This window comes from Salipiger sp. 1_MG-2023 (assembly GCF_030547555.1).
Taxonomy (GTDB): domain Bacteria; phylum Pseudomonadota; class Alphaproteobacteria; order Rhodobacterales; family Rhodobacteraceae; genus Salipiger.
Genome location: NZ_JAUOQN010000028.1, coordinates 1 through 24,100 on the forward strand (window position 1 = coordinate 1; position 24,100 = coordinate 24,100).

The following is a 24,100-nucleotide window of genomic DNA, read 5'->3' on the forward strand; positions in this document are numbered from 1 at the left end:
CTCCTCGAGATCCACGTAGCTGAACAGCGATCCCGTCACTTGGTCCGATCCGCGCATCGCCACCTCCATCCATGCCGCGGTGGCGATGAATCATGTTCCGCTACGGGCGTCGAGGCCGGAGTTTTTCAGCGGCCTGTTAGTTGCCACAGATGGCCGTGACGCCAACTGCATGCTGATAGTTTCGAGAATGCAGAATGGGTTCGACCTTGAGAGTGGCGTCATAAGCGAGTGGCAACAGCGGACGGACGGCACAACGTCAAAGGCGGCGGCTTCAACGTTTACCCGTCCAGCATCTCGCCTGCCTCGCTGCGTACTGGATGCTGCTCGCCGGGCTTGGTGGCGTCGCAGTGACCATCTCCTCGCGCGGCGGAGCTCCCGCCGCGCGCCTTGATGCGCCCCCGCTGCCGTGCCTTACTGGGCGCACCACCCGCAATCAGGAGCATCGCATGACCCCCACCATGATCGGCGTGATCGGAGGCTCTGGCCTCTACGATCTGGACACGCTGACCGACAAGCGCTGGACAAAGGTCGCAACGCCCTGGGGGCTGCCCTCGGACGAGATCCTGACCGGCACGCTGGACGGCGTGCCAATGGCCTTCCTGCCCCGCCACGGGCGCGGCCATGTGCACAGCCCGTCCACCGTGCCCTACCGCGCCAACATCGACGCGCTCAAACGGCTGGGGGTGACCGACGTCATCAGCATATCGGCCTGCGGCTCGTTCCGCGAGGCAATGGCACCGGGCGATTTCGTGGTGATCGACCAGTTCATCGACCGCACCTTCGCACGCGACAAAAGCTTCTTCGGAACGGGGTGCGTTGCGCATGTGTCGATGGCCCACCCGACCTGCCCGCGCCTCGGCGCCGCCTGCCTCGACGCGGCGCAACACGCCGGCATCACCGTACATGACGGCGGCACCTACCTTGCCATGGAAGGTCCGCAATTCTCGACCCTCGCGGAATCGCGGATGTACCGCGACAGCTGGGGCGCCGACGTCATCGGCATGACCAACATGCCCGAAGCGAAACTCGCCCGCGAGGCCGAACTCTGCTACGCCTCGCTCGCCATGGTCACCGATTACGACAGCTGGCACCCCGATCATGGCGCGGTCGAGATCACCGACATCATCCGCGTCCTGACCGGCAATGCCGACAAGGCGCGCGCGTTGATTGCACGCCTGCCCGCGCTGCTCGGGGCCAATCGCGCCCCTTGTCCGCATGGCTGTGACCGCGCGCTCGATAATGCCCTGATGACCGCCCCGGACAAACGCGACCCGGCGCTGCTGGCCCGGCTCGACGCTGTCGCCGGGCGCGCCCTCTAGCCTTTCAGAGAAAGCCTCGACATGCCCCTCGACACCTGGCTGACCTTCCTCGCCGCCTCGACGCTGCTGCTGCTGATCCCTGGCCCGACCGTGCTGCTTGTGCTCAGCTACGCGCTGTCCAAGGGGCGCTCTGTCGCGGTTGCTTCGGCGCTTGACGATTTTACCGCGATGACCCTGTCCCTCGCCGGGCTAGGGGCGCTGGTGCTGGCATCGGCCACCCTGTTCACCGCACTCAAATGGATCGGCGCGGTTTACCTCATCTGGCTCGGGATCAAGCTGATCCGAACCGCGCCAACCCATGGCCTGACCCTGCCGCACGCCGACATCAACGCCCGCGGCGTCTTTGGCCATGCCGCTGCGGTCACCGCCCTGAACCCCAAGAGCATCGCCTTCTTCATCGCCTTCGTGCCGCAATTCATCGACCCGACCAGCCCGATCCTGCCGCAGTTCACCATCCTCGTCGTCAGCTTCGTCATCCTCGCCGGCCTCAACGCGCTGGCCTACGCGCTGGCTGCCGACCGCCTGCGCGGCCTGATCCGCCAAGATCGCGTTCTGGCTTGGCTGACCCGCGCCGGCGGCGGCGCTCTGATCGCCATGGGGCTGCTCACCGCCACCCTGCGTCGCAGCTAACGCGCCGCAATGTCCCTCGCCAAGACATGGCCGGGACAACATCCTTGCGCCTGTAGGCTGGAAAACGACAAAGAGATGAGCAGAACCAACGGCGCCTAACCGAAGATGTCCTGCTGTACGACGACCTCCTCGCGACCGCTCAAAGCGATAGCCATGAATCTCCACGCCAACTGCGCCCGTGACGGTCGTCGAACAGAGACGCCGCGCCCCTCTTCATCTTGCCCCTAAACTCCGGGGAGCGCGAGGGGCTGGCCCCTCGCCTGCACAAGGCCCGCAACAGGTGCCAGCGTCAAAAATCGCTCAGGCCGCGTTGGCCGCCTTGCGCGGGGTCTTGGCATTGGCGTCGATGAACTCCAGCACCAGCGGGCGAATATTGTTCCGCCAACTCTTGCCGGCGAAGATGCCATAGTGACCCGCGCCCGGTTCAAGATGGCTCGCCTTCTTCGAATCCGGCAGCCCGGTGCACAGGTCAAGCGCCGCCACGCATTGCCCCGGAGCCGAGATGTCATCCTTCGCACCTTCGACCGTCTTCACCGCGACATCGGTGATCTTGCCGATATCGATCATGTGGCCATCGACCATGAACTGATTCTTGGCAATCTCGCCATTCTTGAAAATCCGCTCGACCGTCGACAGGTAGAACTCCGCTGGCATGTCCATCACGGCCAGATATTCATCATAGAACCGGTTATGCGCATCGTGGTCCGTCGCTTCGCCGCGCGCCACCTTCATGATCTCATCCGAGAACGCCTTGGAATGACGCTCGAGGTTCATCCCCATGAAAGACGACAGCTGCAACAGCCCCGGATAGACCAGCCGCCCGACGCCCGGATATTTGAACCCGACGCGCTGAATCATCGTTTCCTCAAGTTGGCCCATGGTGACGCGATTGCCGAAATCGGTCACCTCCGTCGGGGTTGCATCAGGGTCGATCGGCCCGCCGATCAGGGTCAGCGTGCGCGGCTGCGCCTCGGGTTCGAATTCGGCGAGATAGGCCGTAGCCGCCAGCGTCAGCGGCGCCGGCTGGCAGACCGCGATCACATGCGTATCCGGCCCAAGATGTCGCATGAAATCAACAAGGTACATCGTATAGTCTTCGATATCGAACTTGCCGCAGCTGACCGGGATGTCGCGGGCGTTCTTCCAGTCGGTAACATAAACCTCGGCGTCAGGGATCAACGACACCACCGTAGAGCGCAGCAGGGTCGCGTAATGCCCCGACATCGGCGCGACAAGCAGAACCTTGCGCGGCTTCTCCTCGCGCTCGGCCACGTTGAAATGCAGCAGCTTGGCAAAGGGCTTGTCGAGTACGGTTTCCTTGTACACAAGATGGTCCTGCCCGTCGTTGCAGGTGATCGTTCTGATCCCCCAGCTTGGCTTGACCACCATGCGCTTGTAGCTGCGCTCCGCCACTTCGCCCCACGCGGCCAGCCATGTCAGCGCCGGGTTGGGAACAACCGCCATCGCCGGATAGGATGCCATCGCTTTCGCCGTCGCGCCCACCCACTGGTTGGTGTTGCGGATGGTCTCCATCAGGTCGTAAGTCGCCATGAAGCGCATGGGCGTCTCCTGTCTTTCTGTCGCGGCAGCATACTGCACCCCGTCCGGCGCATGTATACGACCAATTCATTACAGACCCCTTGCAGCACAAGGCCCAGTATTGCCCTTCCTGTGCGCGCGCGGCCCCTGCCCTGTCAAATCAATTCGCCGCTTTGACCATCGCCACGGCGTCGTTATTCTGTTTTCAGTGAAGAATAGGGGGGATTCGCGATTATGACAACGAATGCTGAAATCAGCAGCCCCGGGCGGGAAAAGCTCGAGGAAAATCTCGCGAAAGTCGAGCAACTTACCCAGAGATTGCTGGGTGCGCTCGCCTCTCACAAGCCGATCAACTCGGCGCTGGGTGGACCGGACCCGATGCTTTATGCGCAGGCCGTGACCGCCTACTGGCAGGACTGGATGAAGAACCCGACCAAGGTCTTTGAACAGCAGGTCGGATACTGGGGCAAGTCCCTGCAGCATTATCTCGAGGCCAATCAAGCCCTTGCCGAAGGCAAACTGACACCGCCCGACGACACCGGCCCGACCGACAAGCGCTTTGGCAACCCGCTATGGGACAGCCATCCCTATTTCAACTTCATCAAGCAGCAGTACCTGATCAACGCCGGCGCCATCAGTGCTGCGGTCGATCAGATCGAAGAGCTCGACCCCACCGAAAAGCGCCGTCTGCGCTATTTCGCCCAGCAGATCACCGATATGATGGCGCCGACGAATTTTTTCGCCACCAACCCCGATGCCCTGCAAAAGGCCATCGAAACCGAAGGTGAGAGCCTCGTCAAAGGGCTCGAGAACCTCGTGACCGATCTCGAGGCCAACAATGGCGAACTGGTGGTGCGGCTGGTCGACGAAGAAGCCTTCGAGGTTGGCGGCAACATTGCCACCGCGGAAGGCAAGGTGGTCTGGCGCAACCGGATGATGGAGCTGATCCAGTATTCGCCCACCACCAAAACCGTGCATGACATCCCGGTCGTCATCTTCCCGCCGTGGATCAACAAATACTACATCCTCGACCTCAAACCGCAGAACAGCCTGATCCGCCATATCGTCGATCAGGGCTACACCCTGTTCGTGGTCAGCTGGGTGAACGCCGATGCCAGCTACCGCGACGTCGGGCTCGAAGAGTATATCGACGACGGCTACCTGACCGCGATGCGTCTCGTGCGCGAGATCTGCGGCACCAAGCAGGTCAACGCGGTGGGCTATTGCATCGCTGGCACCACGCTGGCGCTGACTCTGTCGCTGCTGAAGAAACGCGGCGACAAGCAGGTGAAATCGGCGACCTTCTTCACCACCCTCACCGATTTCAGCGAACAGGGCGAATTCGTGCCCTTCCTTCAGAACGATTTCATTGATGGCATCGAGAAGGAGATCGAGATCAGCGGCATTCTGCGAAGCTTCATTATGTCGCGCACCTTTTCCTTCCTGCGCTCGACCGACCTGATCTACACGCCTGCGATCCGGTCCTACATGATGGGCGAAACGCCGCCCGCCTTCGATCTGCTGTACTGGAACGGCGACGGTGCGAACCTGCCCGGCAAGATGACGATGCAATATCTGCGGGGCCTGTGCCAGCGCAACGAATTTTCCGAAGGGCGCTTCGAGCTTATGGGCGAAACGCTGGATCTGCGCGATGTCGATGTGCCGCTGATCTCGATCGCGGCCGAAACCGATCACATCGCCGCATGGAAAGATTGCTACCGGGGCGTGCAGAAGATGGGGTCGAAGAGCAAGCGCTTCATCCTGTCTGAGTCCGGCCATATCGCCGGCATCGTCAACCCGCCGAGCAAGAAGAAATACGGTCACTACCTGAACCCCGACCTGAAGCTTTCCGCCGACGACTGGCAGGCGCAGGCAGACTTCCACGAGGGGTCGTGGTGGCCGACATGGGAGGCGTGGCTGTCGAAGCGATCCGGCAAGAAAGTCCCCGCCCGGACCCCCGGCGATTCGGATCATCCGGTGCTTTGCGACGCTCCCGGCACCTATGTTCGCGTAAGAGCCAATCAGTAAGCTCCGACAATTCCACAATTATGCTGCATTGCAGAAATTTCACTTGAAATGCTGCGGTGCAGCATTCATATTGGTCTCAGCCGACAAATCGGGGGGTGGGCTCCCGAGGCAATCAGACAGGAATTTACAGATGGCCGCCAAGACGCAAGACTTCACCGCCATGATGAAAGACATGATGGGTTCGTTCCCCGTGGACACCAAGGCCATGGACGAAGCCTTCAAGACCACTGCGACGCTGAACGAAAAGCTGTCGGCCGTGGCACTCGAAGCCGCCGAGAAATCGACCGAGCTTTCGGCAAAGTGGACCAAGGACACCCTGACCAAGCTGTCCGACATGACCAAGTTCAAGGCAGAGCCCGCTGATTACGCAAAGGCGATGACCGATTTCGCTTCTGCTCAGGCCGAGACTGCAGCCGAGAACATGGCCGCCTTCGCCGAAATCGCGAAGAAGGTTCAGATGGACACCGTGGAACTGATGATGGCTGCCGGCAAGGACTTCACCGAAGACGCCAGCGCCGCCATGAAAAAGGCCACGGATGACATGACCGCCGCCGCCAAGAAAGCGACGACGAAGTAAGATCGCCCGCCGCTCCCCCCAGCGCGACGAGGCACGCAATTGCGCCCCTCTCCTCCCAAACATGGCGCAATACGGTGGGGCGGGTTCCTTGGTTGAACCCGCCCTTTTTTCCATTCGGAGTTTTGACGCGACTTTCCCGCCTTCGGCAGCATCGGCGGGATCGCACCGAAACCGCTAAAGTTTCCAAGAAAGACCGCTGCCACCCCTTGCAATGCTGCATCGCAGCATCGACATTTGCAGCAACCCCAGGGCGGCGCCCCGCCGCCGAGAATCCCCCGAAGGAGGAGATTTCAAGATGGCAATGACCGAAGACTTCACCGCCAAGATGAAAGACATGATGGGCGCGTTCCCGATGGACAGCACCAAGCTGGAAGAGGCATGGAAATCCTCTGCCGCCTATAGCGAAAAGGCGACCTCGATCGCGATCGAAGCCGCCAGCAAAAGCACCGACATCTCGGTCGGCTTCACCATGGAAACCCTCGGCCGCATCGGTGAACTGGCCAAGGCCAAGCCCGAAGCCGCCGATTATGCCCAGGCGATGACCGATTTCGCATCGGCGCAGATGTCCTCGCTTCAGGACAACATGACCGCCCTTGGCGAAGTCGCGAAAACCATGCAGGCCGACACCATGGAACTGATCATGTCCATGGGCAAGGAAATGGCGGATGAGGCCTCGGCCACGACGACCACCGTCGCCAAGGCAACGACCCCTCCTGCCGCGCCCAAGACCGCCAGCGCCGCAAAGACCACCACGCGCCGCACCACGGCAGCTGCCAAGACAACCGCGCAAGAGGCTACCCCCTCGACCGACAGCTGAAACTGGCACAAGACATAAAGAAACGCGGCTCCCTTTCGGGGCCGCGTTTTGCATTTCAGCACTGACTGCTCAGTTGACGATGGTCGCCTCGGTCGCAGCGCGCAACTCGTCCTCGGTGACGCCCTCGGCGGTCTCGACGATCTTCAGACCGCCCTCGACCACGTCCAGCACCCCAAGATTGGTGATGATCCGGTCGACCACGTTCTTGCCGGTCAGCGGCAGCGTGCAGGCCTTGAGCACCTTGCTCTCGCCATGCTTGTTGGTGTGGTCCATCACCACGATGACCTTGCCGACACCGGCCACCAGATCCATCGCGCCGCCCATGCCCTTGACCAGCTTGCCGGGGATCATCCAATTCGCCAGATCGCCGTTCTCGGCCACTTCCATCGCGCCAAGGATCGCCGCGGCGATCTTGCCACCACGGATCATGCCAAAGCTGGTGGCGCTGTCGAAATAGGCGGTGCGCGCCAGTTCGGTGATGGTCTGCTTGCCGGCGTTGATCAGGTCGGGGTCTTCTTCGCCCTCGAACGGAAATGGCCCCATCCCCAGCATGCCGTTTTCGGACTGAAGCGTGATATCCTTGTCGCCAACGAAGTTGGCCACCAGCGTCGGAATGCCGATGCCAAGGTTCACATACATCCCGTCTTCAAGCTCTTGCGCCGCGCGGGCGGCCATCTGATTGCGATCCCAAGGCATTACGCGTCCTCCCTCTTGCGCGTGGTGCGCTGTTCGATGCGCTTCTCGTGATCGCCCTGAATGATGCGATGCACGTAGATGCCCGGCAGATGGATGTGATCTGGATCGAGCGAACCGCGCGGGACGATCTCTTCGACCTCGACCACGCAGACCTTGCCGCACATCGCCGCGGGCGGGTTGAAGTTGCGGGCGGTCTTGCGGAACACGAGGTTGCCGGTGTCGTCCGCCTTCCATGCCTTGACGATGGACAGGTCGGCAAAGATGCCTTCCTCGAGGATGTAATCCTGGCCATTCCAGGACTTCACATCTTTGCCCTCGGCGATCACCGTGCCGACGCCGGTCTTGGTGTAAAAGCCCGGAATGCCGCAGCCGCCGGCCCGCATCCGCTCGGCGAGCGTGCCCTGCGGGTTGAATTCCAGCTCAAGCTCACCCGACAGATACTGGCGCATGAACTCGGCATTTTCGCCCACGTAGGACGACATCATCTTCTTGATCTGCTTGGTGTCGAGCAGCTTACCCAGCCCGAACCCGTCAACGCCGCAATTGTTCGACGCAACGGTGAGATCCTTGACGCCGCTTTCGACGATGGCGTCGATCAGCAGCTCGGGAATGCCGCACAGGCCAAAACCGCCCGCTGCGATCAGCATTCCGTCGGTGAGCAACCCGTCAAGGGCCTCCGCCGCGGAGCCATAGACTTTCTGCATGAAGAACTCCTCCTGGTAACGTTGCCGCACGTTGCCGCGCCGCAGCAGGAGAGTCAACGAAGGCAGCGCAGGCGCCGCCCCCATCAATGTGTCATTCCGTGCCGGAAGCCTTTTTCGCTGCGGGCTTTTTTGCCGCCGGCTTCTTTGCCGGGGCTTTCTTCGTGGTCTTTGCAGCGGGCTTCTTGGCCGCAGGTTTCTTCGCCGCGGGTTTCTTGCCACCCTTCTTCGCCGCTTTCTCGGCGATCAGCGTAAGCGCCTGTTCCATGCTCAGATCTGCCGGCTCGACATCCTTGGGAAGGGTCGCGTTGACCTTTTCCCATTTGACGTAAGGCCCGTACTTACCCTCGAACACCGCGATCTTGCCGCCATCAGGGTGATCGCCCATCTCGCGGATCGCCTTGGCCGCGGTGCGCCCGCGCCCCGGATTAGCGCGCTTGTGGGCGATCAACTCGACCGCGTGGTTCATGCCGATCTCGAAAACCTCCTGAAATTCCTTCAGGTTGACGTAGACGGGTTTCTCTTCATCCGGGGCCTGATGCATGATGTAGGGGCCAAAGCGACCGAGGTTGGACTTGATCTCGCCCCCGTCGGGATGCATCCCGATCACCCGCGGCAGCGTCAGCAGCGTCACCGCCTTTTCAAGATTCACATCTTCCGGAGCCCATCCGGGCAGAAACGCCCCGCCTTTCTTGGGCAGCGAGGCGCGCGGCGGTTTCTTGTTCTCGGGCGTTGGCTCGCCCTGCTGCACATAGGGACCAAAGCGCCCGGCCTTGAGCCAGACCTCCTCGCCGTCATGGCTGCCGAGCAGGCGTTCTTCGCCAACCGCGCCCTCGCCCGCGATGGGGCGGGTGTAGGTGCATTCGGGATAATTGCCGCAGCCGACAAAGCCGCCGGTGCGCGAGGTCTTGAGGTGCAACCGACCTTCGCCGCATTTGGGGCAGATGCGCGGATCAGACCCATCGGGCCGTGGCGGATACAGCTGCGGCGCAAGCGCGTCGTCGAGCACGTCGAGCACCTCGGTGATGCGCAGCTCCGACGTCTCGGCGATGGCTGCCGAGAAATCGCGCCAGAAGCGGCCCAGCAGCGCCTTGTAATCCATCTCGCCAGCCGAGACCTCGTCCAGCTCGTTTTCCAGCTCGGCGGTGAATTCATAGCCCACGTAGCGGCTGAAGAAGTTCAACAGGAAAATCGTAACGATGCGGCCCTTGTCCTCGGGGAACAGACGGTTCTGTTCCTTGCGGACATATTCACGATCCTGAATCGTGGTAATGACGCTGGCATAGGTCGAGGGGCGACCGATCCCCAGTTCTTCCATACGCTTGACCAAGGTCGCCTCGGTGTAGCGCGGCGGCGGCTGGGTGAAGCTTTGCGTCGCCAGCACCGCGCCATTGGCTGCCAGCACGGCCGCGCTGCTTTTCTGCATACCCGCGCTGGCATCTTCGAGCAGCTCGTCGCCCTTGTCGGACGCCTTGTCGAACTGGGCCTGAAGCGAGGATTTGGCGAAATGCGCCGGCTCGCCCTGCATGATCTGCGGCAGGCGGTTGTCATCTTCGCCTTCGGCGTCGTCGCGGCCTTCTTCGTAGATCTTCAGGAAGCCGTCAAACAGCACGACCTGACCGGTGGCGCGCAGACCAACCTGACCATCCTGCGAGCGGATGTCCACGGTGGTGCGCTCCAGCCGGGCCGCTTCCATCTGGCAGGCCAGCGTGCGCTTCCAGATCAGATCGTACATCTTGCGCTGGTCGTCCTCGCGCAGCGACAGGCTGGCCGCATCCTTGGTCATGTCGGTGGGGCGGATGCATTCATGCGCTTCCTGCGCGTTCTTGGCCTTGTTCTTGTAGATGCGCGGGCTGCTCGGCACGTATTCCTTGCCGAATCGGTCGGCAATGGCCTCGCGGCAGGCGGTCACCGCTTCGGGCGCCATGTCGATGCCGTCGGTCCGCATGTAGGTGATGTGACCCGCCTCATACAGCCGCTGCGCCGCGTTCATGCAGGCGCGAGCGCCCATGCCGAACTTGCGCGAGGCCTCCTGCTGAAGGGTCGAGGTCATGAAAGGCGCCGACGGGTTGCGCGTGCCCGGCTTGGCCTCGACGCTGTCGATCTTCAGCTGTCGCGAGGTGATGGCCTGCACGGCCAGCTCTGCCTCGGTGGCGTTTGCGATGTCGAAACGATCCAGCTTGCGACCGCCCAGCAGCGACAGCCGCGCCTCGTATTCCTGCCCGCGCGGCGTGGTGAGCAGCGCCTTGACCTGCCAGTATTCACGGGCATTGAACGCCTCGATTTCGGTCTCGCGCTCGACAATGAGACGCAGGCAGACCGATTGCACCCGCCCCGCGCTGCGCGCACCGGGCAGCTTGCGCCAGAGCACCGGCGACAGGTTGAACCCCACCAGATAATCCAGCGCGCGGCGGGCCAGATAGGCCTCGACCAGCGGCGCGTCGATCTCGCGCGGGTTCTGCATCGCCTCGGTGACGGCGGCTTTGGTGATCGCGTTGAAGGTCACGCGGCTGACGGCCGTGTCCTTCTTGATCGACCGGCGCTTGGTCAGCGCTTCGCGCAGATGCCACGAGATCGCCTCGCCCTCGCGGTCGGGGTCGGTCGCGAGGATCAGCGCGTTGTCGGTTTTCAGCGCCTCGGCGATGGCTGCGACATGTTTGCGCGAGTCGGCGCCGATTTCCCAAGTCATGTCGAAATCATTGTCCGTGTCGACTGATCCGTCCTTTGCGGGCAGATCGCGAACATGTCCGTAAGACGCGAGAACGACGTAGTCAGAGCCCAGATACTTGTTGATTGTCTTGGCCTTGGCAGGGGATTCGACAACGACGACGGGCATGGGCAAACGACCTTTTTGACTTGAAATGCCCGGGAAGAGGCCTTTGGGCATATGGCGGCGCAACATGTGGGGCGCAAGGGGGAAATGTCAATCAGCCCGCCCCGACATGGCTCTGCGCAGCTGTCTTTTCCGGTCAGATCCGTGTCAGCATCCCTCCCGGCCTGCGTTGGATATGACCGTCAAGTTCAAGGTCGGTGAGCAGTGGCGTCACCTCGCCCGAGCTGGCGCCAAGATCACGGATAAGCTGGTCTTCGGGCACCGGCGACGGCCCAAGTCGCGACAGGATCGCGCCGTGCAGCACCGCGGTTTCACGCAGGCCGCGCTGCTCGGGCGGCGGGGCGGGAATGATCGGCAGATCGAGATCCGCCTGCATCGGCTGAACGGCGTTGCCCACCGCCTCGATCACGTCGTCGGCGCCGCGCACCAGCCGCGCGCCGTCGCGGATCAGCATGTTGCAGCCACCGGCGCGGGCATCGAACGGATGCCCCGGCACCGCCAGCACCTCGCGCCCCTGATCAAGCGCCGCACGCGCGGTGATCAGCGAGCCGGATTTCACCGCCGCCTCGACCACCACGGTGGCCGCGCTCATGCCCGAGACGATGCGGTTGCGGGCCGGAAAATGCCGGGCGTGCGGCTGCATTCCCATGGGTTGTTCAGAGATCAGCGCACCGCCATTGTTGCGGATATCTTGGGCAAGGCGCGTGTTTTCCGAAGGGTACAGAATATCGACCCCCCCCGCCATCACCGCCACGGTGCCGCCTTCAAGCGCCGCCTGATGCGCCGCCGTGTCGATGCCCCGCGCCAGACCAGAGACCACGACGAAGCCTTCCTTGCCCAGTTCCTTTGCCAGGGATTTCGCCATGCGCCCGCCCAGCGACGAGGCATTACGCGCGCCAACCAGCGCCACCGACGGGCGGGTCAGCGCCGCGACATCGCCCGCCACCCAAAGCATCGGCGGCGCATCGGGAATATCTGCCAGCAAGGTGGGATAGCCCGGCTCTCCGGCAAAGACGGCCCTGGCACCATAAAGCCGCGCCGCCTTGATCTCGGCCAGCACGACGCCTTCGGGGCATGTATGATACTCCGAAACCCCGGCAGCGGAGGCGATGGCGGGAAGTTCTGCCAGTGCCGCCTGTGCACATCCGTGTTCAGAGAGCAGCCGCCAGAAGGTCGTCGGACCAACGCGGCGTGAGCGCAAGAGACGGAGCCAGGCCAACCGAGCCTCTTCCGTGGTGGGTGGGAGTGGGGGGTGATTGGAAGAAAAGCTGTAGCTGTTCTCAGTCATCCTGTGCCCCATCTGCTTGCTGAAACATTGGTACGCCCAGCTGGTTAATAGGCGGTAAACCAACGCTGAGCGCCGCGGGGAATCTCGCAAGCCATTGCCATAAAACAAAACATCCCGGCGCAAACAGGCCGGGATGCACACGCGACGACAGAATCGTCAAGAATCGCCTAGGTTGCGGCGCCGCCGACGGTCAGCCCGCCGATCATCACTGTCGGCTGCCCGACCCCAACCGGCACCCATTGCCCCTGTTTGCCGCAATTACCCATGCCCGGATCGAGCGCCATGTCGTTGCCCAAGGCCCGGATGTGTTGCAACGCCGTGGCGCCGTCGCCGATCAGCGTCGCGCCCTTGACCGGCGCGCCGACCTTGCCATCCTTGACCCGATAGGCCTCGGTACAGGAAAACACGAATTTGCCATTGGTGATATCGACCTGCCCTCCGCCAAAGCCCACGGCCCAGATACCATCCTTCAGATCGGCCACGATGTCCTGCGGGTCGGCCTGCCCGCCGAGCATGTAGGTGTTGGTCATCCGCGGCATCGGCGCATGGGCAAAGCTTTCGCGCCGCCCGTTGCCAGTGGGCTGCACGCCCATCAACCGCGCGTTCTGGCGATCCTGCATGTAGCCAACCAGAATGCCGTCTTCGATCAGCACGTTCTTGCCCGAGGGCGTGCCCTCGTCATCGATTGTCAGGGACCCGCGCCGGTCCGGCATCGTGCCATCATCGAGCACCGTGACACCCGGCGCGGCCACTCGCTGCCCCATCAGCCCGGCAAAGGCCGAGGTCTTCTTGCGATTGAAATCGCCTTCGAGCCCATGACCGATGGCCTCGTGCAGCAGGATACCCGGCCAGCCCGGCCCAAGCACGATATCCATCACCCCGGCAGGCGCCGGTTCTGCGCGCAGGTTCACCAGGCCAATGCGCAGCGCCTCGCGGGCCTTGGCCTGCCAGTCCGCCGGTTCAAGCATCCCGTCCAGCATGTAGCGCCCGCCGCCCGAGGCGCTGCCGCTTTCGCGCCGACCGTTCTCTTCGACGATGATGCTGACGGTGACGCGGGTCATCGGGCGCACATCGGTCATCAGACCGCCTTCGGGGCGCAGGATCGCCACCTCCTGACACGAGGCCGCAACCGTCGCCGTCACCTGCACCACCCGAGGATCGAGATCGCGCGCATAGGCATCGATCTCGCGCAGGGTCTCGACCTTGACCGAAAACGGCTGCCCCGCGATCGGATCGGCATCGCTATAAAGGACGCGGTTGGTGCCCTGCGGCGGCGGCGCCATCACCCCACCGCCATCACCCACCGCCAGCCGCGCGGTTTCGCCTGCCCGGCGGATCGCCTGCTCGCTGATTTCGGTGGCGTGGGCATAGCCTGTCACCTCGCCATTGACCGCCCGCAGGCCGAACCCTTCGGAGGCATCATAGCTTGCCGTCCTGATTCGCCCGTCGTCCAGCACCAGCGCCTCACCGCGCCGCCGTTCAAGGAAAAGCTCGCCATCGTCGGCACCGGACAGCGTCTCGCGCAGCAACGCAAGGGTCCGGTCCATGTCCAGCGCGGTCTCAAAGGGGCGGAACGGGGCGTCAGTCATGGTCTTTTCCTTCGCATCGGTTGATCCAGATCAAAAAATATCTTTTTCGAGACCTTCGATCTGGTGTAGTTGACGACCAACATGTGCTCTTTAGAGTGTGTGAACAATGGGGGGGAGGCTCAAACTCGTGCCAATTGCACGAGCCGTGCTCTCCTGCGACGTGACGATCGAAACACAAGGTCGCCATGCCGGCGCAGAGGATGGACGCCGGCACGGATCGCGACCGACACTCAGGACGAGGTGACAGAGCTATGCGCAAGATTTCCATGCTGACGGGTGCCCTGAGCGCCATGACGGCCGCGCCCGCCCTTGCCCAAGGGCTCGAGGTGGTGGGCCGCCCGCATCAGGGCGGGCTTGGTTTCCAGCCCGCAGCAACAGAACTTGCCCGAGACCTGCAATGGCTCGACGGAATGCTGCTGTGGATCATCACCGCGATCTGCCTGTTCGTGATCGGCCTGATGATCTATGCCTTTGTGCGCTTCAACCGGCGTGCCAACCCGACGCCCGCCAGCTTCACCCACCACACCCCGATCGAGGTGGCTTGGACCCTCGGCCCGATCCTGATCCTGCTGGTGATCGGCGCGTTCTCGTTGCCGGTCCTGTTCAAGCAGCAGGAAATTCCGGACGGCGATCTCGTAATCAAGGTGACCGGCTACCAGTGGTACTGGGGCTATGAATATGTCGGCGAGGATCTGGCCTATGATGGCTACCTGATCGGCTCGCCCGCCACCGGCGGCGACAACCGCTTCAACTCCGATGTCGAGGCGCAGCTGATCGAGGCGGGTTACACCAAGGACGACTGGCTGCTTGCCACCGATACCGCCGTGGTGGTGCCCGTGGGCGCAACCGTGGTGATGCAGGTGACCGGCGCCGATGTGATCCACAGCTGGACCATCCCCGCCTTTGGCGTCAAACAGGACGCAGTGCCGGGCCGGATCGCGGAACTGTGGTTCGCCGCCGAGCGCGAAGGGGTGTATTTCGGTCAGTGCTCCGAGCTTTGCGGCATCAGCCACGCCTATATGCCGATCACGGTAAAGGTGGTCAGCCAGGACGCCTATGATGCATGGCTTGCCGCCTCGAAAGACGACGGCGGCTATGTTGACGTCGGGCAGTTTCTGGCCAACAGCTGACCGCCAGGCACCTGAAGGGGCAAACCGGGGCCTTGGCCCCCGCCCCTAACCTTTCAGATGAAAAGCCCCGATACATATGACCGATCTTTCGACGAACAGCAGCTTTGGTGAGACCCAGTCCGGGGAGGCGCGCTTCGGGGATTACTTTGCCTTGCTCAAACCGCGGGTGATGACCCTTGTGGTGTTCACCGCCTTCGTGGGGCTGCTGGCCGCGCCGGTGCCGGTGCATCCGTTCATCGGCTTCTGCGCCATCCTGTTCATCGCCGTGGGCGGCGGCGCCTCTGGTGCGCTGAACATGTGGTGGGATGCGGATATCGATCAGGTGATGAAGCGCACCGCCAAACGCCCAATCCCGGCTGGCAAGGTCGACAAGGGCGAGGCTCTGGCCATCGGGCTGGTGCTGTCGGTGTTCTCCTGCGTATTCCTTGCGCTGGCGACGAACCTGCTGGCCGGGGCGCTGCTGGCCTTCACCATCTTCTTTTACGTGGTGATCTACACCATCTGGCTCAAGCGCTCGACGCCGCAGAACATCGTGATCGGGGGGGCCGCTGGTGCCTTCCCTCCGATGATCGGCTGGGCGGCGGCGACGGGGCAGGTCGGCATCGAGTCGGTGCTGATGTTCTGCCTGACCTTCATGTGGACCCCGCCGCATTTCTGGGCTCTCGCGCTGTTCATGCGCAATGATTACGACGATGCCGGCGTGCCGATGCTGACCGTGACCCATGGGCGCCGCTCGACCCGGCTGCACATCCTTGTCTACACCGTGCTGCTGGCGGCGCTGGCCATCGGCACCGGCTTTACCGCCATCGGCGGGCCGGTCTACCTTTCCGTCGCTGTCGTGCTGAACGCGCTGTTCCTGAAGGGCGCGTGGCAGATCTTCCGCCGCGACGAAGACGCCTCGGAAACCGACAATTTCAAGACCGAGCGCGGCTTCTTCAAGCTGTCCCTGCTGTATCTCTTCGCCCATTTCGGTGCGATCCTGATCGAGGCAGGGCTGGCGCGGTTCGGACTGGGGGGCTGGGGATGAGCATCACCAAGACGCATGAACTGCACAAACGGCGCTTTGGCCGGAATGTCGGTGTGGGGCTGCTGTTGACGGCTTTCATCTTCATCGTTTTCGGCATGACCATGGTAAAGATCACCGGCGGCGACGTCAGTGGCGCGCTTCAGGGCAAGGGAAAGATCGAGAATGGCGACTGACCAGAAATCGAAGACGGTCCTGACGCTTGTCGGCGTGGTGCTCTTCATGGGTGCCATGGCTTGGGCGTCGGTCCCCTTCTACAACTGGTTCTGCCGTGTCACCGGCTTTGCTGGCACCACCGGTGTCGCGGCCGGGCCGTCCTCGGACATCCTCGAGCGCACCATCAAGATCCGCTTCGACGGGTCCAAGGCGCGTGGCTTCCCTTGGGAATTCAAGCCCATGCAGACCGAGATGACCCTGCGCATCGGTGAAGAGGGTCTGGCCTTTTACGAGGCCTACAATCCCACCGATCACCCTGTTGCGGGACAGGCATCCTATAACGTCTACCCCTATGACGCTGGCGGCTATTTCAACAAGATCGAATGCTTCTGCTTCACCGAGCAGGTGCTGCAACCGGGCGAGCGTGTCGTGATGCCGGTCAGCTTCTTTGTCGATCCCGAGATCGTCGAAGACGAGGATGCCAAGCACGCCAGCCACATCACGCTCAGCTATACCTTTTACGAGATCGACCTGCCGGAGGAGTCGCAGGCCGCGCTTGATCCAACAACCACGGACCTGAATTCCGTGAACTAGAACCGCCTAACCGCGAGGGAGAACGAGACGCATGGCCCATGCAAAGAACCACGATTACCACATCCTGAGCCCCTCGGTCTGGCCATTTGTCGCCGCCGTCGGGGCCTTTGTCATGCTCTTTGGCGCGGTGCTGTGGATGCACGGGTCGGGGCCATGGATCTTTCTGGCCGGTTTCATCGCCGTGCTCTACGTCATGTTCGGCTGGTGGTCGGACGTGATTGCGGAAAGCAAGATCGGCGATCACACCCCGGTGGTGCAGATCGGCCTGAAATACGGCTTCATCCTGTTCATCATGTCCGAGGTGATGTTCTTTTTCGCGTGGTTCTGGAGCTTCTTCAAACACGCGATGTACCCGATGGGGCCGAACTCTCCGGCAGTTGATGGCGTCTGGCCGCCAGCGGGGATCGAAACCTTCGATCCGTGGCACCTGCCGCTGATCAACACCATGATCCTGCTGTGCTCGGGCTGCGCCGCGACATGGGCTCACCATGCGCTGGTGCACGAGAACAACCGTGAAGACATGAAATGGGGCCTGATCATCGCCATCGTTCTTGGCGCGATCTTCACCGTGTTTCAGATCTATGAATACAGCCATGCCGCCTTCGGGTTCTCGGGCAATATCTATGGCGCCAACTTCTTCATGGCGACGGGCTTTCACGGCGTGCACGTGCTGATCGGGACGATCTTCTTGTTCATCTGCCTGCTGCGTCTGATGAACGGGCATTTCACCCCGACCAAGCACATCGGTTTCGAAGCCGCCGCATGGTACTGGCATTTTGTCGACGTGGTGTGGCTGTTCCTGTTTGCGGCTATCTACGTCTGGGGCGGCTGAATCTTCCCACATCGAACGAGCAGAGCGGGCCCTTGGGTCCGCTCTTTTCATTTGTAATGGACGCGGGGCTGGTGTTTGACGGCCGGCCCATGCTGCGCCGGATGGCCGATCCCTCACCTATGGCTGGCGATCCGCAGGCTGGCTGGCCCCGGGCCAGCTGCGCTGCGCCCCGGCGGTTCAACCGGTCCTCACAAACCACAGCCGCGCGGTTGTGAGGGCGCGTGGTTTGGCTTACGCCTTGTCTCGTTGCCATCCCAAGGGAGGACAGGATGACTCACGGCTTCGATACATTGCAGGTTCACGCAGGCGCGCGCCCCGATCCGGCGACCGGCGCGCGGCAGGTACCGATCTATCAGACAACCGCTTACGTGTTTCGCGATGCCGATCACGCGGCGGCGCTGTTCAACCTTCAGGAGGTTGGCTACATCTACTCGCGGCTGACCAACCCGACGGTCTCGGCCCTGCAAGAGCGAATCGCGACGCTCGAAGGCGGCGCCGGCGCGGTGTGTTGTTCGTCGGGCCACGCGGCGCAGATCATGGCGCTGTTCCCGCTGATGGGTCCGGGGCTGAACATCGTTGCCTCGACCCGCGCCTATGGCGGCACGATCACCCAGTTCAGCCAGACCATCAAGCGCTTTGGCTGGTCCTGCACCTTTGTCGATTTCGACGATCTGGACGCGGTCGAGGCCGCGATCGACGACAACACCCGCGCGGTGTTCTGCGAGACCATCGCCAACCCCGGCGGCTATGTCACCGATCTTGATGCAATCGCCGCGATTGCCGACCGGGCAGGCCTGCCGCTGATCGTCGACAACACTTCGGCCACGCCTTACCTGTGCCGCCCGATCGAGCATGGCGCGACGCTGGTGGTGCATTCGATGACCAAATACCTGACCGGCAACGGCACCGTCACCGGTGGCTGCGTGGTGGATTCGGGGAAATTCGACTGGTCGGCGTCGGACAAGTTTCCGTCGCTCTCCGCGCCCGAGCCCGCCTATCACGGGCTGAAATTCCACGAGACCTTTGGCGCGCTCGCCTTTACCTTCCATTCCATCGCCATCGGCCTGCGCGATCTGGGCATGACGCTGAACCCGCAGGCGGCGCATTACACGCTGATGGGCATCGAAACCCTGTCACTGCGGATGCAAAAGCATGTCGAAAACGCCGGGCGCGTGGCGGCATGGCTGGAAAATCACCCGGCGGTGGAACAGGTGACCTATGCCGGGCTGCCCTCGTCGCCCTACAACGACCGACTGGCGCGGATCTGTCCCAATGGCGCTGGGGCGCTGTTCACCGTGACGCTGAAATCGGGCTACGAGGGCTGCGTCAAGTTCGTGGAAGCGCTGGAAATCTTCAGCCATGTGGCCAATCTGGGCGACACCCGCAGCCTCGTCATCCATTCGGCCTCGACCACCCACCGCCAGCTGTCCGAAGAACAGCAGGTGGCGGCAGGGGCCGCGCCGAACGTGGTGCGAATTTCCATCGGCATCGAAGACCCCGAAGATCTGATTGCCGATCTCGATCAGGCGCTGAGAGCGTCGATGTAAGCCCGAGGGGGGCTGCCAGCCCCCCTACCCCAGAAAGCTGCGGACCTCCTCGCTGCTCACCACATGGCAGTAGATCATGTTGAGGATCCGAAGCTCTGCCTCGTGCAGTTCCCGCGTGGCAGCGGCGCAGCAATCCTCGACCACGACAACGCCAAAGCTCTCATCGGCAAGACTGCGCACCGAAGAACTGATGCATTGGTCGGTAAAGATACCTGCCACGATGACATCACGAATACCCAGATTGTGCAGCACCATGCGCAGGTTGCTGCCGGTCAGCGCGCTGTCGGTGGTCTTGGTCACCACGATCTCGTCCGCAACCGGCGCCACGGCGGGGACGATCTGCGAGGCGTGCTCGTCCTTTGGCAGCAACAGATTGTTGAAGCCCGGCTTTTTCTGGCTCAGGGATCGGTCGCGCCCGTCGCGCGTCAGGCTGGCGATGCGAGCGTGCAGCACTTCGATGCCCTGTGCGCGCGCCCAAGCCTGAAGCGCGGCGGTGTTCGGGATCACCGTGCCGTGCATCCGGTCCAGAAACGGCTGCCAACGGGCGGCTTCGGCCGGATCGCCGGGCACCTCAAGATAGGTGTTCTGAATGTCGATCACCAGCAGCGCCGTGCGCGCCCGATCCAGCACGATATCCTCGGGTTCCGGCGCGGTTTCATAGTAGAAACTGCGCCAATCTGTCTTCCAGCCCATCAGATCTCGCCGATCGCATCAAGGCTTTCGGGCAGGATCTGCCCGCCGTCCACCACGATCTGCTGGCCAGTGACATAGCCCGCCTCGTCCGAGGCAAAGAACAGCGCCGCATTGCCGATATCGGCCACCGCGCCCAGCCGCTTCAGCGGGATCGAGGCGGCCATGGCATCAAGGTAGTCTTGCCCCAGCCCGGCCAGCCCTTTGGTCATGATATTGCCGGGCAGCACCGCGTTGATCGTGGTGTTGTAGCGCGCCAGCTCCATCGCGGCGGTTTTCAAGAACCCCAGCTGGCCGGATTTCGACGCGCCGTAATGCGCCCAGCCCGGATAGCCGGTGACTGGCCCGGTGATCGACGAGGTCAGCACCACGCGCCCCTTGCCCGCCTTTTCGAACAGCGGAATGCAGGCCTTGACGCACAGGAAGCTGGACTTGAGGTTCACCGACATGACGTGATCCCAGTCCTCCGGCGACATGTCGACCATCTTGACCTGCGGAAAGATCCCCGCGTTGGCGCACAGGATATCGACGCCGCCAAACAGGCCCACGGTGGCGGCGACCATCTCTTGCACGCTGTCCCAATCGGCCACATCGGTCAGGTGATAGGCTGCGATGCCGCCCGCGGCCTTGATCTCGGCGACGGCCAGCTGCGCCGCCTCCTCACCGCGCGCCGCCATCATCACCTTGGCGCCCTGCGCCGCGAAGATCTCGGCGATGCCGCGCCCGATGCCTTTGGAACCGCCTGTCACGATGACCGATTTGCCTGCGATGGATGTGAGCATCCGCTCCCCCTGCTATTGTCTGGAAATTGGGCGTTTGCCGGATGACACCGCGCCCACCGGTGCAAGTACAGGTGAAAATGTTGCAAGTCGCAGATTTCAGCCCTAGCGAGACAGGGCGTGCAAAAGAAAAGGGCATCAGATGGCAGGTCTGTATGATGAAGGCTTTACCGAACGGCTGCGGCAGGGCGCGCTGTCGCTGCGCTATGAATGGGGGCTTGGCCCCGAGGCCGATGTGCGGCTGCTGACCCTGTCAGAGAACGCCACCTTTCTTGCCAGCGATCCGGGCCGCGCGCCGATCATCCTGCGGGTGCACCGCCCCGCCTATCATACCTTGGCCGAGATCGAGTCCGAACTGGCATGGATCGAGACGCTGCGTGCTTCGGGTGCCATCGACACGCCCGCGCCGCTGACGCTGGCCAGCGGCGGCCATGTCGCACAATTCAGCGATGGCAACGATACCCGCCACGTGGTCGGCTTTGCCTTCATGCCCGGCGATGAACCCAGCGCCGGCGAAAGCCTTGCGCCGGGGTTCGAACTGCTGGGGGCGATATCGGCCCGGCTGCACCGGCAGGTGCAGGGCTGGCAACCGCCGCAGGGCTTCACCCGCAAGACATGGGATTTCGACAGCGCCTTCGGGGCGCAGCCGCTGTGGGGAGACTGGCGCGCGGCCTTGGGGCTGGATGACGAAGGGCGCGCGGTGCTCGAAACCCTGTGCGACGTGCTCAAACGCAAGCTCGACGCTTACGGCAAGGGCACGGATCGCTTCGGGCTGGTGCATGCCGATCTGCGGCTGGCCAACCTGTTGCAGGACGGCGACAAGCTGAGCGTCATCGATTTCGACGACTGCGGCTTTTCGTGGTTCATCTATGATTTCGCCGCCGCGATTTCCTTTTACGAAACCGAGCCCTATATCCCCGCGCTTCAGGCCGCTTGGCTGAAGGGCTACCGCACGATCGCCCCGCTGGACGCTGAACACGAGGCGATGATCCCAAGCTTCGTGATGTTCCGTCGCCTGCTGCTGACCGCGTGGATCGCCTCGCATGCGGAAACGCAAACCGCCGCCGACGCGGGCCATGGCGCCTATACCGCTGGCACCGTGGCGCTGGCCAAAGCTTATCTGCAGGCCGAGGCATGAGCGACATCCGCCAGATCCTCGACATGAACGCCTTTGACGCCAGCAAGGGCACGACGGGGAAGGTGCAGCGGCGGCTGGACAACCTTGGCGCGGCCTCGGTGCTGTTCTACCGCCAGCCGATCGAGATGATTAGCGCACAAGGCGCGTGGATGCAGGCGGCGGACGGCACGCGCTATCTTGATTTCTACAACAACGTGCCCTCGGTCGGGCATTCCCACCCCGAGGTGGTGCGCCCGATCAGCGAGCAGATCGCCCGGCTCAACACCAACACGCGCTATCTGGTCGGCGTGGTGGATGAGTATCTCGAGGCGCTGAAGGCCCGGCTGCCAGAGCCCCTGAGCAACGTCATGCTGACCTGTTCGGGCAGCGAAGCCAATGATCTGGCGCTGCGGGTGGCGTTTGCCGCCACCGGCGCGCGCGGCGTGATCGTCACCCAGACCGCCTATCATGGCAACACGGCGCTGGTGACCGACGTCTCGCCCTCGGCGATGAAGCGCGGCGCGCCGCCCGATTGGGTCGAAACCGTGCCCGCGCCGGGCAGCGCCGCTTATGGCGACGACATCGCGGGCGGTTTTGCCCAAGCCGTGACAGAGGCGATGGCGCGGCTGACGGCGCGCGGGCATGGCGTGGCGGCGCTGCTGGTCGACAGCATCTTCAGCTCGGACGGGGTGTTCGCCGATCCGCCCGGCTTTCTGCGCGCCGCCGCCAAGGCGGTTCAGGCGGCTGGCGGGCTGCTGATCGCCGACGAGGTGCAGCCGGGATTTGGCCGTACCGGCGGCGGCTTCTGGGGGTTTGAACGCCACGGGGTGGCCCCCGATATCGTCACCATGGGCAAACCCATGGGCAATGGCTTTCCCATGGCCGGCATGGCGGCGCGGCCCGCGCATCTGCAAAGCTTCTGCGCTGAAACCGGCTATTTCAACACCTTCGGCGGCAATCCGGTGGCCGCCGCCGCCGGGCTGGCGGTACTGCGGGTGATCGAGGCCGAGGGGCTTCAGCACAATGCCGCCCGCATCGGCGCGCAGCTGATGCAGGGCTTGCAAACCATCGCCAAAGGCTCGGAGCGCGTCGGGCAGCTGCGCGGCGCGGGGCTGTTCCTTGGCGTCGATCTGATACGGGACGGCGCGCCGGATCCCGCCTTTACCACGCAGGTCATCGACGCGATGCGCGCATCCGGTGTGCTGATCGGGGCGGCCGGGCGCTATGGCGCAACGCTGAAACTGCGCCCGCCGCTGTGCCTTGACGCCGCAGAGGCGGCGCAGTTTCTCGACGCGTTCGAGCGCGCCGTGTCAGGCTAGACGTACAGAGACCCCCGCCGCGGCCAGCGCCTGCGCCAGCGGGCCGGTGGGGGCGGCGTCGCTCACCAGCGCATCCAGCTCGCCCCAATCGGCGTAGCGCGCCGTGGCGATGCGATCGAACTTGGAATGATCCGCGACAACCATGGTGCGGGCGCATTGCCGCATCATGGTGGCATAGACCTCGCCCGCCTCGATCAGCGCATCCGACGGCCCCAGCGGTGACAGCGCGCTGGCCCCGCACACCGCCCAGTCGGCGCTATAATCGGACAGGAACCGCACGGTCTGCGCACCGTGCATCGCGCCCTCGCCCGCGTGGTACAGCCCCGGCGCCATGATCACCTGTATCGTCGGGTTCGCCGCCAGCGCCGCCGCGATGCTGGTGCTGTGGGCGATCACCGTCAGATCGCCCAGATCCAGCGCCATGCGCTGCGCCAGCAGCGTCGTTGTCGCCCCCGAGCCCAGCATCACCACCCGTGCCCCCGCCATCATCCGCACCGCTTCGCGCGCGATGGCGGCGCGTTCCTCGACCAGATCAAGATGCCGCTCGGCCAGCGCCGGTTCGACCTCGCGGCGCAGCATCGCCCCGCCATAGGTGCGCGCGATCAGCCCCTGCGCCGCCAGCTCTTCCAGATCGCGCCGGATGGTTTCGGTGGTCACCTCAAAGCCGCGCGCCAATTGCCCCACCCGCAGCGTCGGGGTGATCGCCAGCCGGTCGAGAATCTGTTTCTGACGCGCATCCTTGCGACGTGACATGCCCGGCCTCCTGCTTTGCGCGCGATCCAAGCAGAGCGCCGCGCAGCCCGCAACCCCGCCCGCACAGGCCTTTGTGAATGGAACTCATAATCTCCTTGCTCAATATGAGTTGGAAATCAGGCCCCGTGAAGGATACATGAAC

General features: G+C 63.3%; 22 protein-coding genes. 13 read left to right on the forward strand and 9 right to left on the reverse strand.

The window, feature by feature from the left end; genetic code table 11:
* Positions 1-446: 446 nt before the first annotated feature.
* A complete protein-coding gene (locus tag Q4543_RS13970; protein ID WP_303439081.1) occupies positions 447-1,319 on the forward strand; it encodes an S-methyl-5'-thioadenosine phosphorylase in 873 nt (290 codons plus the stop codon).
* 21 nt (positions 1,320-1,340) lie between these two features.
* Positions 1,341-1,949, forward strand: coding sequence for a LysE family translocator (locus Q4543_RS13975; protein WP_303439082.1), 609 nt, complete (start codon positions 1,341-1,343; stop codon positions 1,947-1,949).
* Positions 1,950-2,249: 300 nt separating this feature from the next.
* On the opposite strand, the gene phaZ is transcribed toward Q4543_RS13975, so the two are convergent.
* Positions 2,250-3,509, reverse strand: a complete 1,260-nt coding sequence (gene phaZ, locus Q4543_RS13980; protein ID WP_303439083.1) for a polyhydroxyalkanoate depolymerase — start codon at positions 3,507-3,509, stop codon at positions 2,250-2,252.
* 213 nt (positions 3,510-3,722) lie between these two features.
* Between phaZ and Q4543_RS13985 the strand changes: the two genes are divergently transcribed.
* The 3 genes from Q4543_RS13985 to Q4543_RS13995 all read left to right on the forward strand — a co-directional run bounded on the left by Q4543_RS13985 (position 3,723) and on the right by Q4543_RS13995 (position 6,910).
* On the forward strand, positions 3,723-5,516 hold the full coding sequence (locus Q4543_RS13985) for an alpha/beta hydrolase (RefSeq protein ID WP_303439084.1): 1,794 nt from the start codon (positions 3,723-3,725) through the stop codon (positions 5,514-5,516).
* A gap of 130 nt (positions 5,517-5,646) precedes the next feature.
* On the forward strand, positions 5,647-6,093 hold the full coding sequence (locus Q4543_RS13990) for a phasin, PhaP (protein WP_303439085.1): 447 nt from the start codon (positions 5,647-5,649) through the stop codon (positions 6,091-6,093).
* 295 nt (positions 6,094-6,388) lie between these two features.
* Positions 6,389-6,910 carry a phasin gene (locus Q4543_RS13995; protein WP_303439086.1) on the forward strand — a complete coding sequence of 174 codons (522 nt, stop codon included), beginning with the start codon at positions 6,389-6,391 and terminating at the stop codon, positions 6,908-6,910.
* A 69-nt stretch (positions 6,911-6,979) separates the two neighbouring features.
* On the opposite strand, the gene Q4543_RS14000 is transcribed toward Q4543_RS13995, so the two are convergent.
* From Q4543_RS14000 to tldD, 5 genes are all read right to left on the reverse strand, one after another.
* Positions 6,980-7,606, reverse strand: a complete 627-nt coding sequence (locus Q4543_RS14000; protein ID WP_216005145.1) for a 3-oxoacid CoA-transferase subunit B — start codon at positions 7,604-7,606, stop codon at positions 6,980-6,982.
* Positions 7,606-8,310, reverse strand: a complete 705-nt coding sequence (locus Q4543_RS14005; protein WP_216005144.1) for a CoA transferase subunit A — start codon at positions 8,308-8,310, stop codon at positions 7,606-7,608. The genes Q4543_RS14000 and Q4543_RS14005 overlap by 1 nt, the downstream gene beginning before the upstream one ends.
* Positions 8,311-8,401: 91 nt before the next feature.
* Positions 8,402-11,143, reverse strand: a complete 2,742-nt coding sequence (topA, locus tag Q4543_RS14010; RefSeq protein ID WP_303439087.1) for a type I DNA topoisomerase — start codon at positions 11,141-11,143, stop codon at positions 8,402-8,404.
* 133 nt (positions 11,144-11,276) lie between these two features.
* Positions 11,277-12,428, reverse strand: a complete 1,152-nt coding sequence (gene dprA / locus Q4543_RS14015) for a DNA-processing protein DprA (RefSeq protein ID WP_303439088.1) — start codon at positions 12,426-12,428, stop codon at positions 11,277-11,279.
* A 167-nt stretch (positions 12,429-12,595) separates the two neighbouring features.
* Entirely contained in the window at positions 12,596-14,017 is a 1,422-nt protein-coding gene (tldD, locus tag Q4543_RS14020; protein WP_303439089.1) for a metalloprotease TldD, read from the reverse strand.
* Positions 14,018-14,268: 251 nt separating this feature from the next.
* Here tldD and coxB point away from each other — a divergent pair, with 251 nt between their 5' ends.
* The 6 genes from coxB to Q4543_RS14050 all read left to right on the forward strand — a co-directional run bounded on the left by coxB (position 14,269) and on the right by Q4543_RS14050 (position 19,300).
* Positions 14,269-15,147: a cytochrome c oxidase subunit II gene (coxB, locus tag Q4543_RS14025; protein WP_303439090.1), complete on the forward strand. Its 879-nt coding sequence runs from the start codon at positions 14,269-14,271 to the stop codon at positions 15,145-15,147.
* A 76-nt stretch (positions 15,148-15,223) separates the two neighbouring features.
* Entirely contained in the window at positions 15,224-16,174 is a 951-nt protein-coding gene (gene cyoE, locus Q4543_RS14030) for a heme o synthase (RefSeq protein WP_303439091.1), read from the forward strand.
* Positions 16,171-16,347 carry a hypothetical protein gene (locus Q4543_RS14035; RefSeq protein ID WP_216005138.1) on the forward strand — a complete coding sequence of 59 codons (177 nt, stop codon included), beginning with the start codon at positions 16,171-16,173 and terminating at the stop codon, positions 16,345-16,347. The genes cyoE and Q4543_RS14035 overlap by 4 nt, the downstream gene beginning before the upstream one ends.
* Positions 16,337-16,921, forward strand: a complete 585-nt coding sequence (locus Q4543_RS14040; protein ID WP_303439092.1) for a cytochrome c oxidase assembly protein — start codon at positions 16,337-16,339, stop codon at positions 16,919-16,921. Before Q4543_RS14035 ends, Q4543_RS14040 begins: the two co-directional genes overlap by 11 nt.
* A gap of 31 nt (positions 16,922-16,952) precedes the next feature.
* Positions 16,953-17,753, forward strand: a complete 801-nt coding sequence (locus Q4543_RS14045) for a cytochrome c oxidase subunit 3 (protein WP_303439093.1) — start codon at positions 16,953-16,955, stop codon at positions 17,751-17,753.
* Between the two features lie 269 nt (positions 17,754-18,022).
* A complete protein-coding gene (locus tag Q4543_RS14050; protein ID WP_303439094.1) occupies positions 18,023-19,300 on the forward strand; it encodes an O-acetylhomoserine aminocarboxypropyltransferase/cysteine synthase family protein in 1,278 nt (425 codons plus the stop codon).
* Between the two features lie 24 nt (positions 19,301-19,324).
* Here the strand turns inward: Q4543_RS14050 and Q4543_RS14055 are convergent, their stop codons facing one another.
* Both Q4543_RS14055 and fabG read right to left on the reverse strand, forming a co-directional pair.
* On the reverse strand, positions 19,325-19,993 hold the full coding sequence (locus Q4543_RS14055) for a cysteine hydrolase family protein (protein ID WP_303439095.1): 669 nt from the start codon (positions 19,991-19,993) through the stop codon (positions 19,325-19,327).
* Positions 19,993-20,772: a 3-oxoacyl-ACP reductase FabG gene (gene fabG, locus Q4543_RS14060; protein ID WP_303439096.1), complete on the reverse strand. Its 780-nt coding sequence runs from the start codon at positions 20,770-20,772 to the stop codon at positions 19,993-19,995. The genes Q4543_RS14055 and fabG overlap by 1 nt, the downstream gene beginning before the upstream one ends.
* A gap of 139 nt (positions 20,773-20,911) precedes the next feature.
* Here fabG and Q4543_RS14065 point away from each other — a divergent pair, with 139 nt between their 5' ends.
* Both Q4543_RS14065 and Q4543_RS14070 read left to right on the forward strand, forming a co-directional pair.
* The gene (locus tag Q4543_RS14065; protein WP_303439097.1) at positions 20,912-21,907 is read left to right on the forward strand and encodes a phosphotransferase enzyme family protein; all 996 of its coding nucleotides are present in this window, start codon (positions 20,912-20,914) and stop codon (positions 21,905-21,907) included.
* Positions 21,904-23,205, forward strand: a complete 1,302-nt coding sequence (locus Q4543_RS14070) for an aspartate aminotransferase family protein (protein WP_303439098.1) — start codon at positions 21,904-21,906, stop codon at positions 23,203-23,205. The genes Q4543_RS14065 and Q4543_RS14070 overlap by 4 nt, the downstream gene beginning before the upstream one ends.
* Here Q4543_RS14070 and Q4543_RS14075 read toward each other — a convergent pair.
* Positions 23,197-23,958 (reverse strand): DeoR/GlpR family DNA-binding transcription regulator, encoded by a 762-nt coding sequence (locus Q4543_RS14075; RefSeq protein ID WP_303439099.1) that lies wholly within the window; start codon positions 23,956-23,958, stop codon positions 23,197-23,199. The two genes, Q4543_RS14070 and Q4543_RS14075, sit on opposite strands and share 9 nt — an antisense overlap.
* Between the last annotated feature and the right edge of the window lie 142 nt (positions 23,959-24,100).

Excerpts from the sequence above, each read along its gene's own strand:
- Q4543_RS13970 (WP_303439081.1), top strand. The coding sequence starts at position 447 with ATGACCCCCACCATGATCGGCGTGATCGGAGGCTCTGGCCTCTACGAT.
- Q4543_RS13975 (WP_303439082.1), top strand. The coding sequence starts at position 1,341 with ATGCCCCTCGACACCTGGCTGACCTTCCTCGCCGCCTCGACGCTGCTG.
- phaZ (WP_303439083.1), bottom strand. The coding sequence starts at position 3,509 with ATGCGCTTCATGGCGACTTACGACCTGATGGAGACCATCCGCAACACC.
- Q4543_RS13985 (WP_303439084.1), top strand. The coding sequence starts at position 3,723 with ATGACAACGAATGCTGAAATCAGCAGCCCCGGGCGGGAAAAGCTCGAG.
- Q4543_RS13990 (WP_303439085.1), top strand. The coding sequence starts at position 5,647 with ATGGCCGCCAAGACGCAAGACTTCACCGCCATGATGAAAGACATGATG.
- Q4543_RS13995 (WP_303439086.1), top strand. The coding sequence starts at position 6,389 with ATGGCAATGACCGAAGACTTCACCGCCAAGATGAAAGACATGATGGGC.
- Q4543_RS14000 (WP_216005145.1), bottom strand. The coding sequence starts at position 7,606 with ATGCCTTGGGATCGCAATCAGATGGCCGCCCGCGCGGCGCAAGAGCTT.
- Q4543_RS14005 (WP_216005144.1), bottom strand. The coding sequence starts at position 8,310 with ATGCAGAAAGTCTATGGCTCCGCGGCGGAGGCCCTTGACGGGTTGCTC.
- topA (WP_303439087.1), bottom strand. The coding sequence starts at position 11,143 with ATGCCCGTCGTCGTTGTCGAATCCCCTGCCAAGGCCAAGACAATCAAC.
- dprA (WP_303439088.1), bottom strand. The coding sequence starts at position 12,428 with ATGACTGAGAACAGCTACAGCTTTTCTTCCAATCACCCCCCACTCCCA.
- tldD (WP_303439089.1), bottom strand. The coding sequence starts at position 14,017 with ATGACTGACGCCCCGTTCCGCCCCTTTGAGACCGCGCTGGACATGGAC.
- coxB (WP_303439090.1), top strand. The coding sequence starts at position 14,269 with ATGCGCAAGATTTCCATGCTGACGGGTGCCCTGAGCGCCATGACGGCC.
- cyoE (WP_303439091.1), top strand. The coding sequence starts at position 15,224 with ATGACCGATCTTTCGACGAACAGCAGCTTTGGTGAGACCCAGTCCGGG.
- Q4543_RS14035 (WP_216005138.1), top strand. The coding sequence starts at position 16,171 with ATGAGCATCACCAAGACGCATGAACTGCACAAACGGCGCTTTGGCCGG.
- Q4543_RS14040 (WP_303439092.1), top strand. The coding sequence starts at position 16,337 with ATGGCGACTGACCAGAAATCGAAGACGGTCCTGACGCTTGTCGGCGTG.
- Q4543_RS14045 (WP_303439093.1), top strand. The coding sequence starts at position 16,953 with ATGGCCCATGCAAAGAACCACGATTACCACATCCTGAGCCCCTCGGTC.
- Q4543_RS14050 (WP_303439094.1), top strand. The coding sequence starts at position 18,023 with ATGACTCACGGCTTCGATACATTGCAGGTTCACGCAGGCGCGCGCCCC.
- Q4543_RS14055 (WP_303439095.1), bottom strand. The coding sequence starts at position 19,993 with ATGGGCTGGAAGACAGATTGGCGCAGTTTCTACTATGAAACCGCGCCG.
- fabG (WP_303439096.1), bottom strand. The coding sequence starts at position 20,772 with ATGCTCACATCCATCGCAGGCAAATCGGTCATCGTGACAGGCGGTTCC.
- Q4543_RS14065 (WP_303439097.1), top strand. The coding sequence starts at position 20,912 with ATGGCAGGTCTGTATGATGAAGGCTTTACCGAACGGCTGCGGCAGGGC.
- Q4543_RS14070 (WP_303439098.1), top strand. The coding sequence starts at position 21,904 with ATGAGCGACATCCGCCAGATCCTCGACATGAACGCCTTTGACGCCAGC.
- Q4543_RS14075 (WP_303439099.1), bottom strand. The coding sequence starts at position 23,958 with ATGTCACGTCGCAAGGATGCGCGTCAGAAACAGATTCTCGACCGGCTG.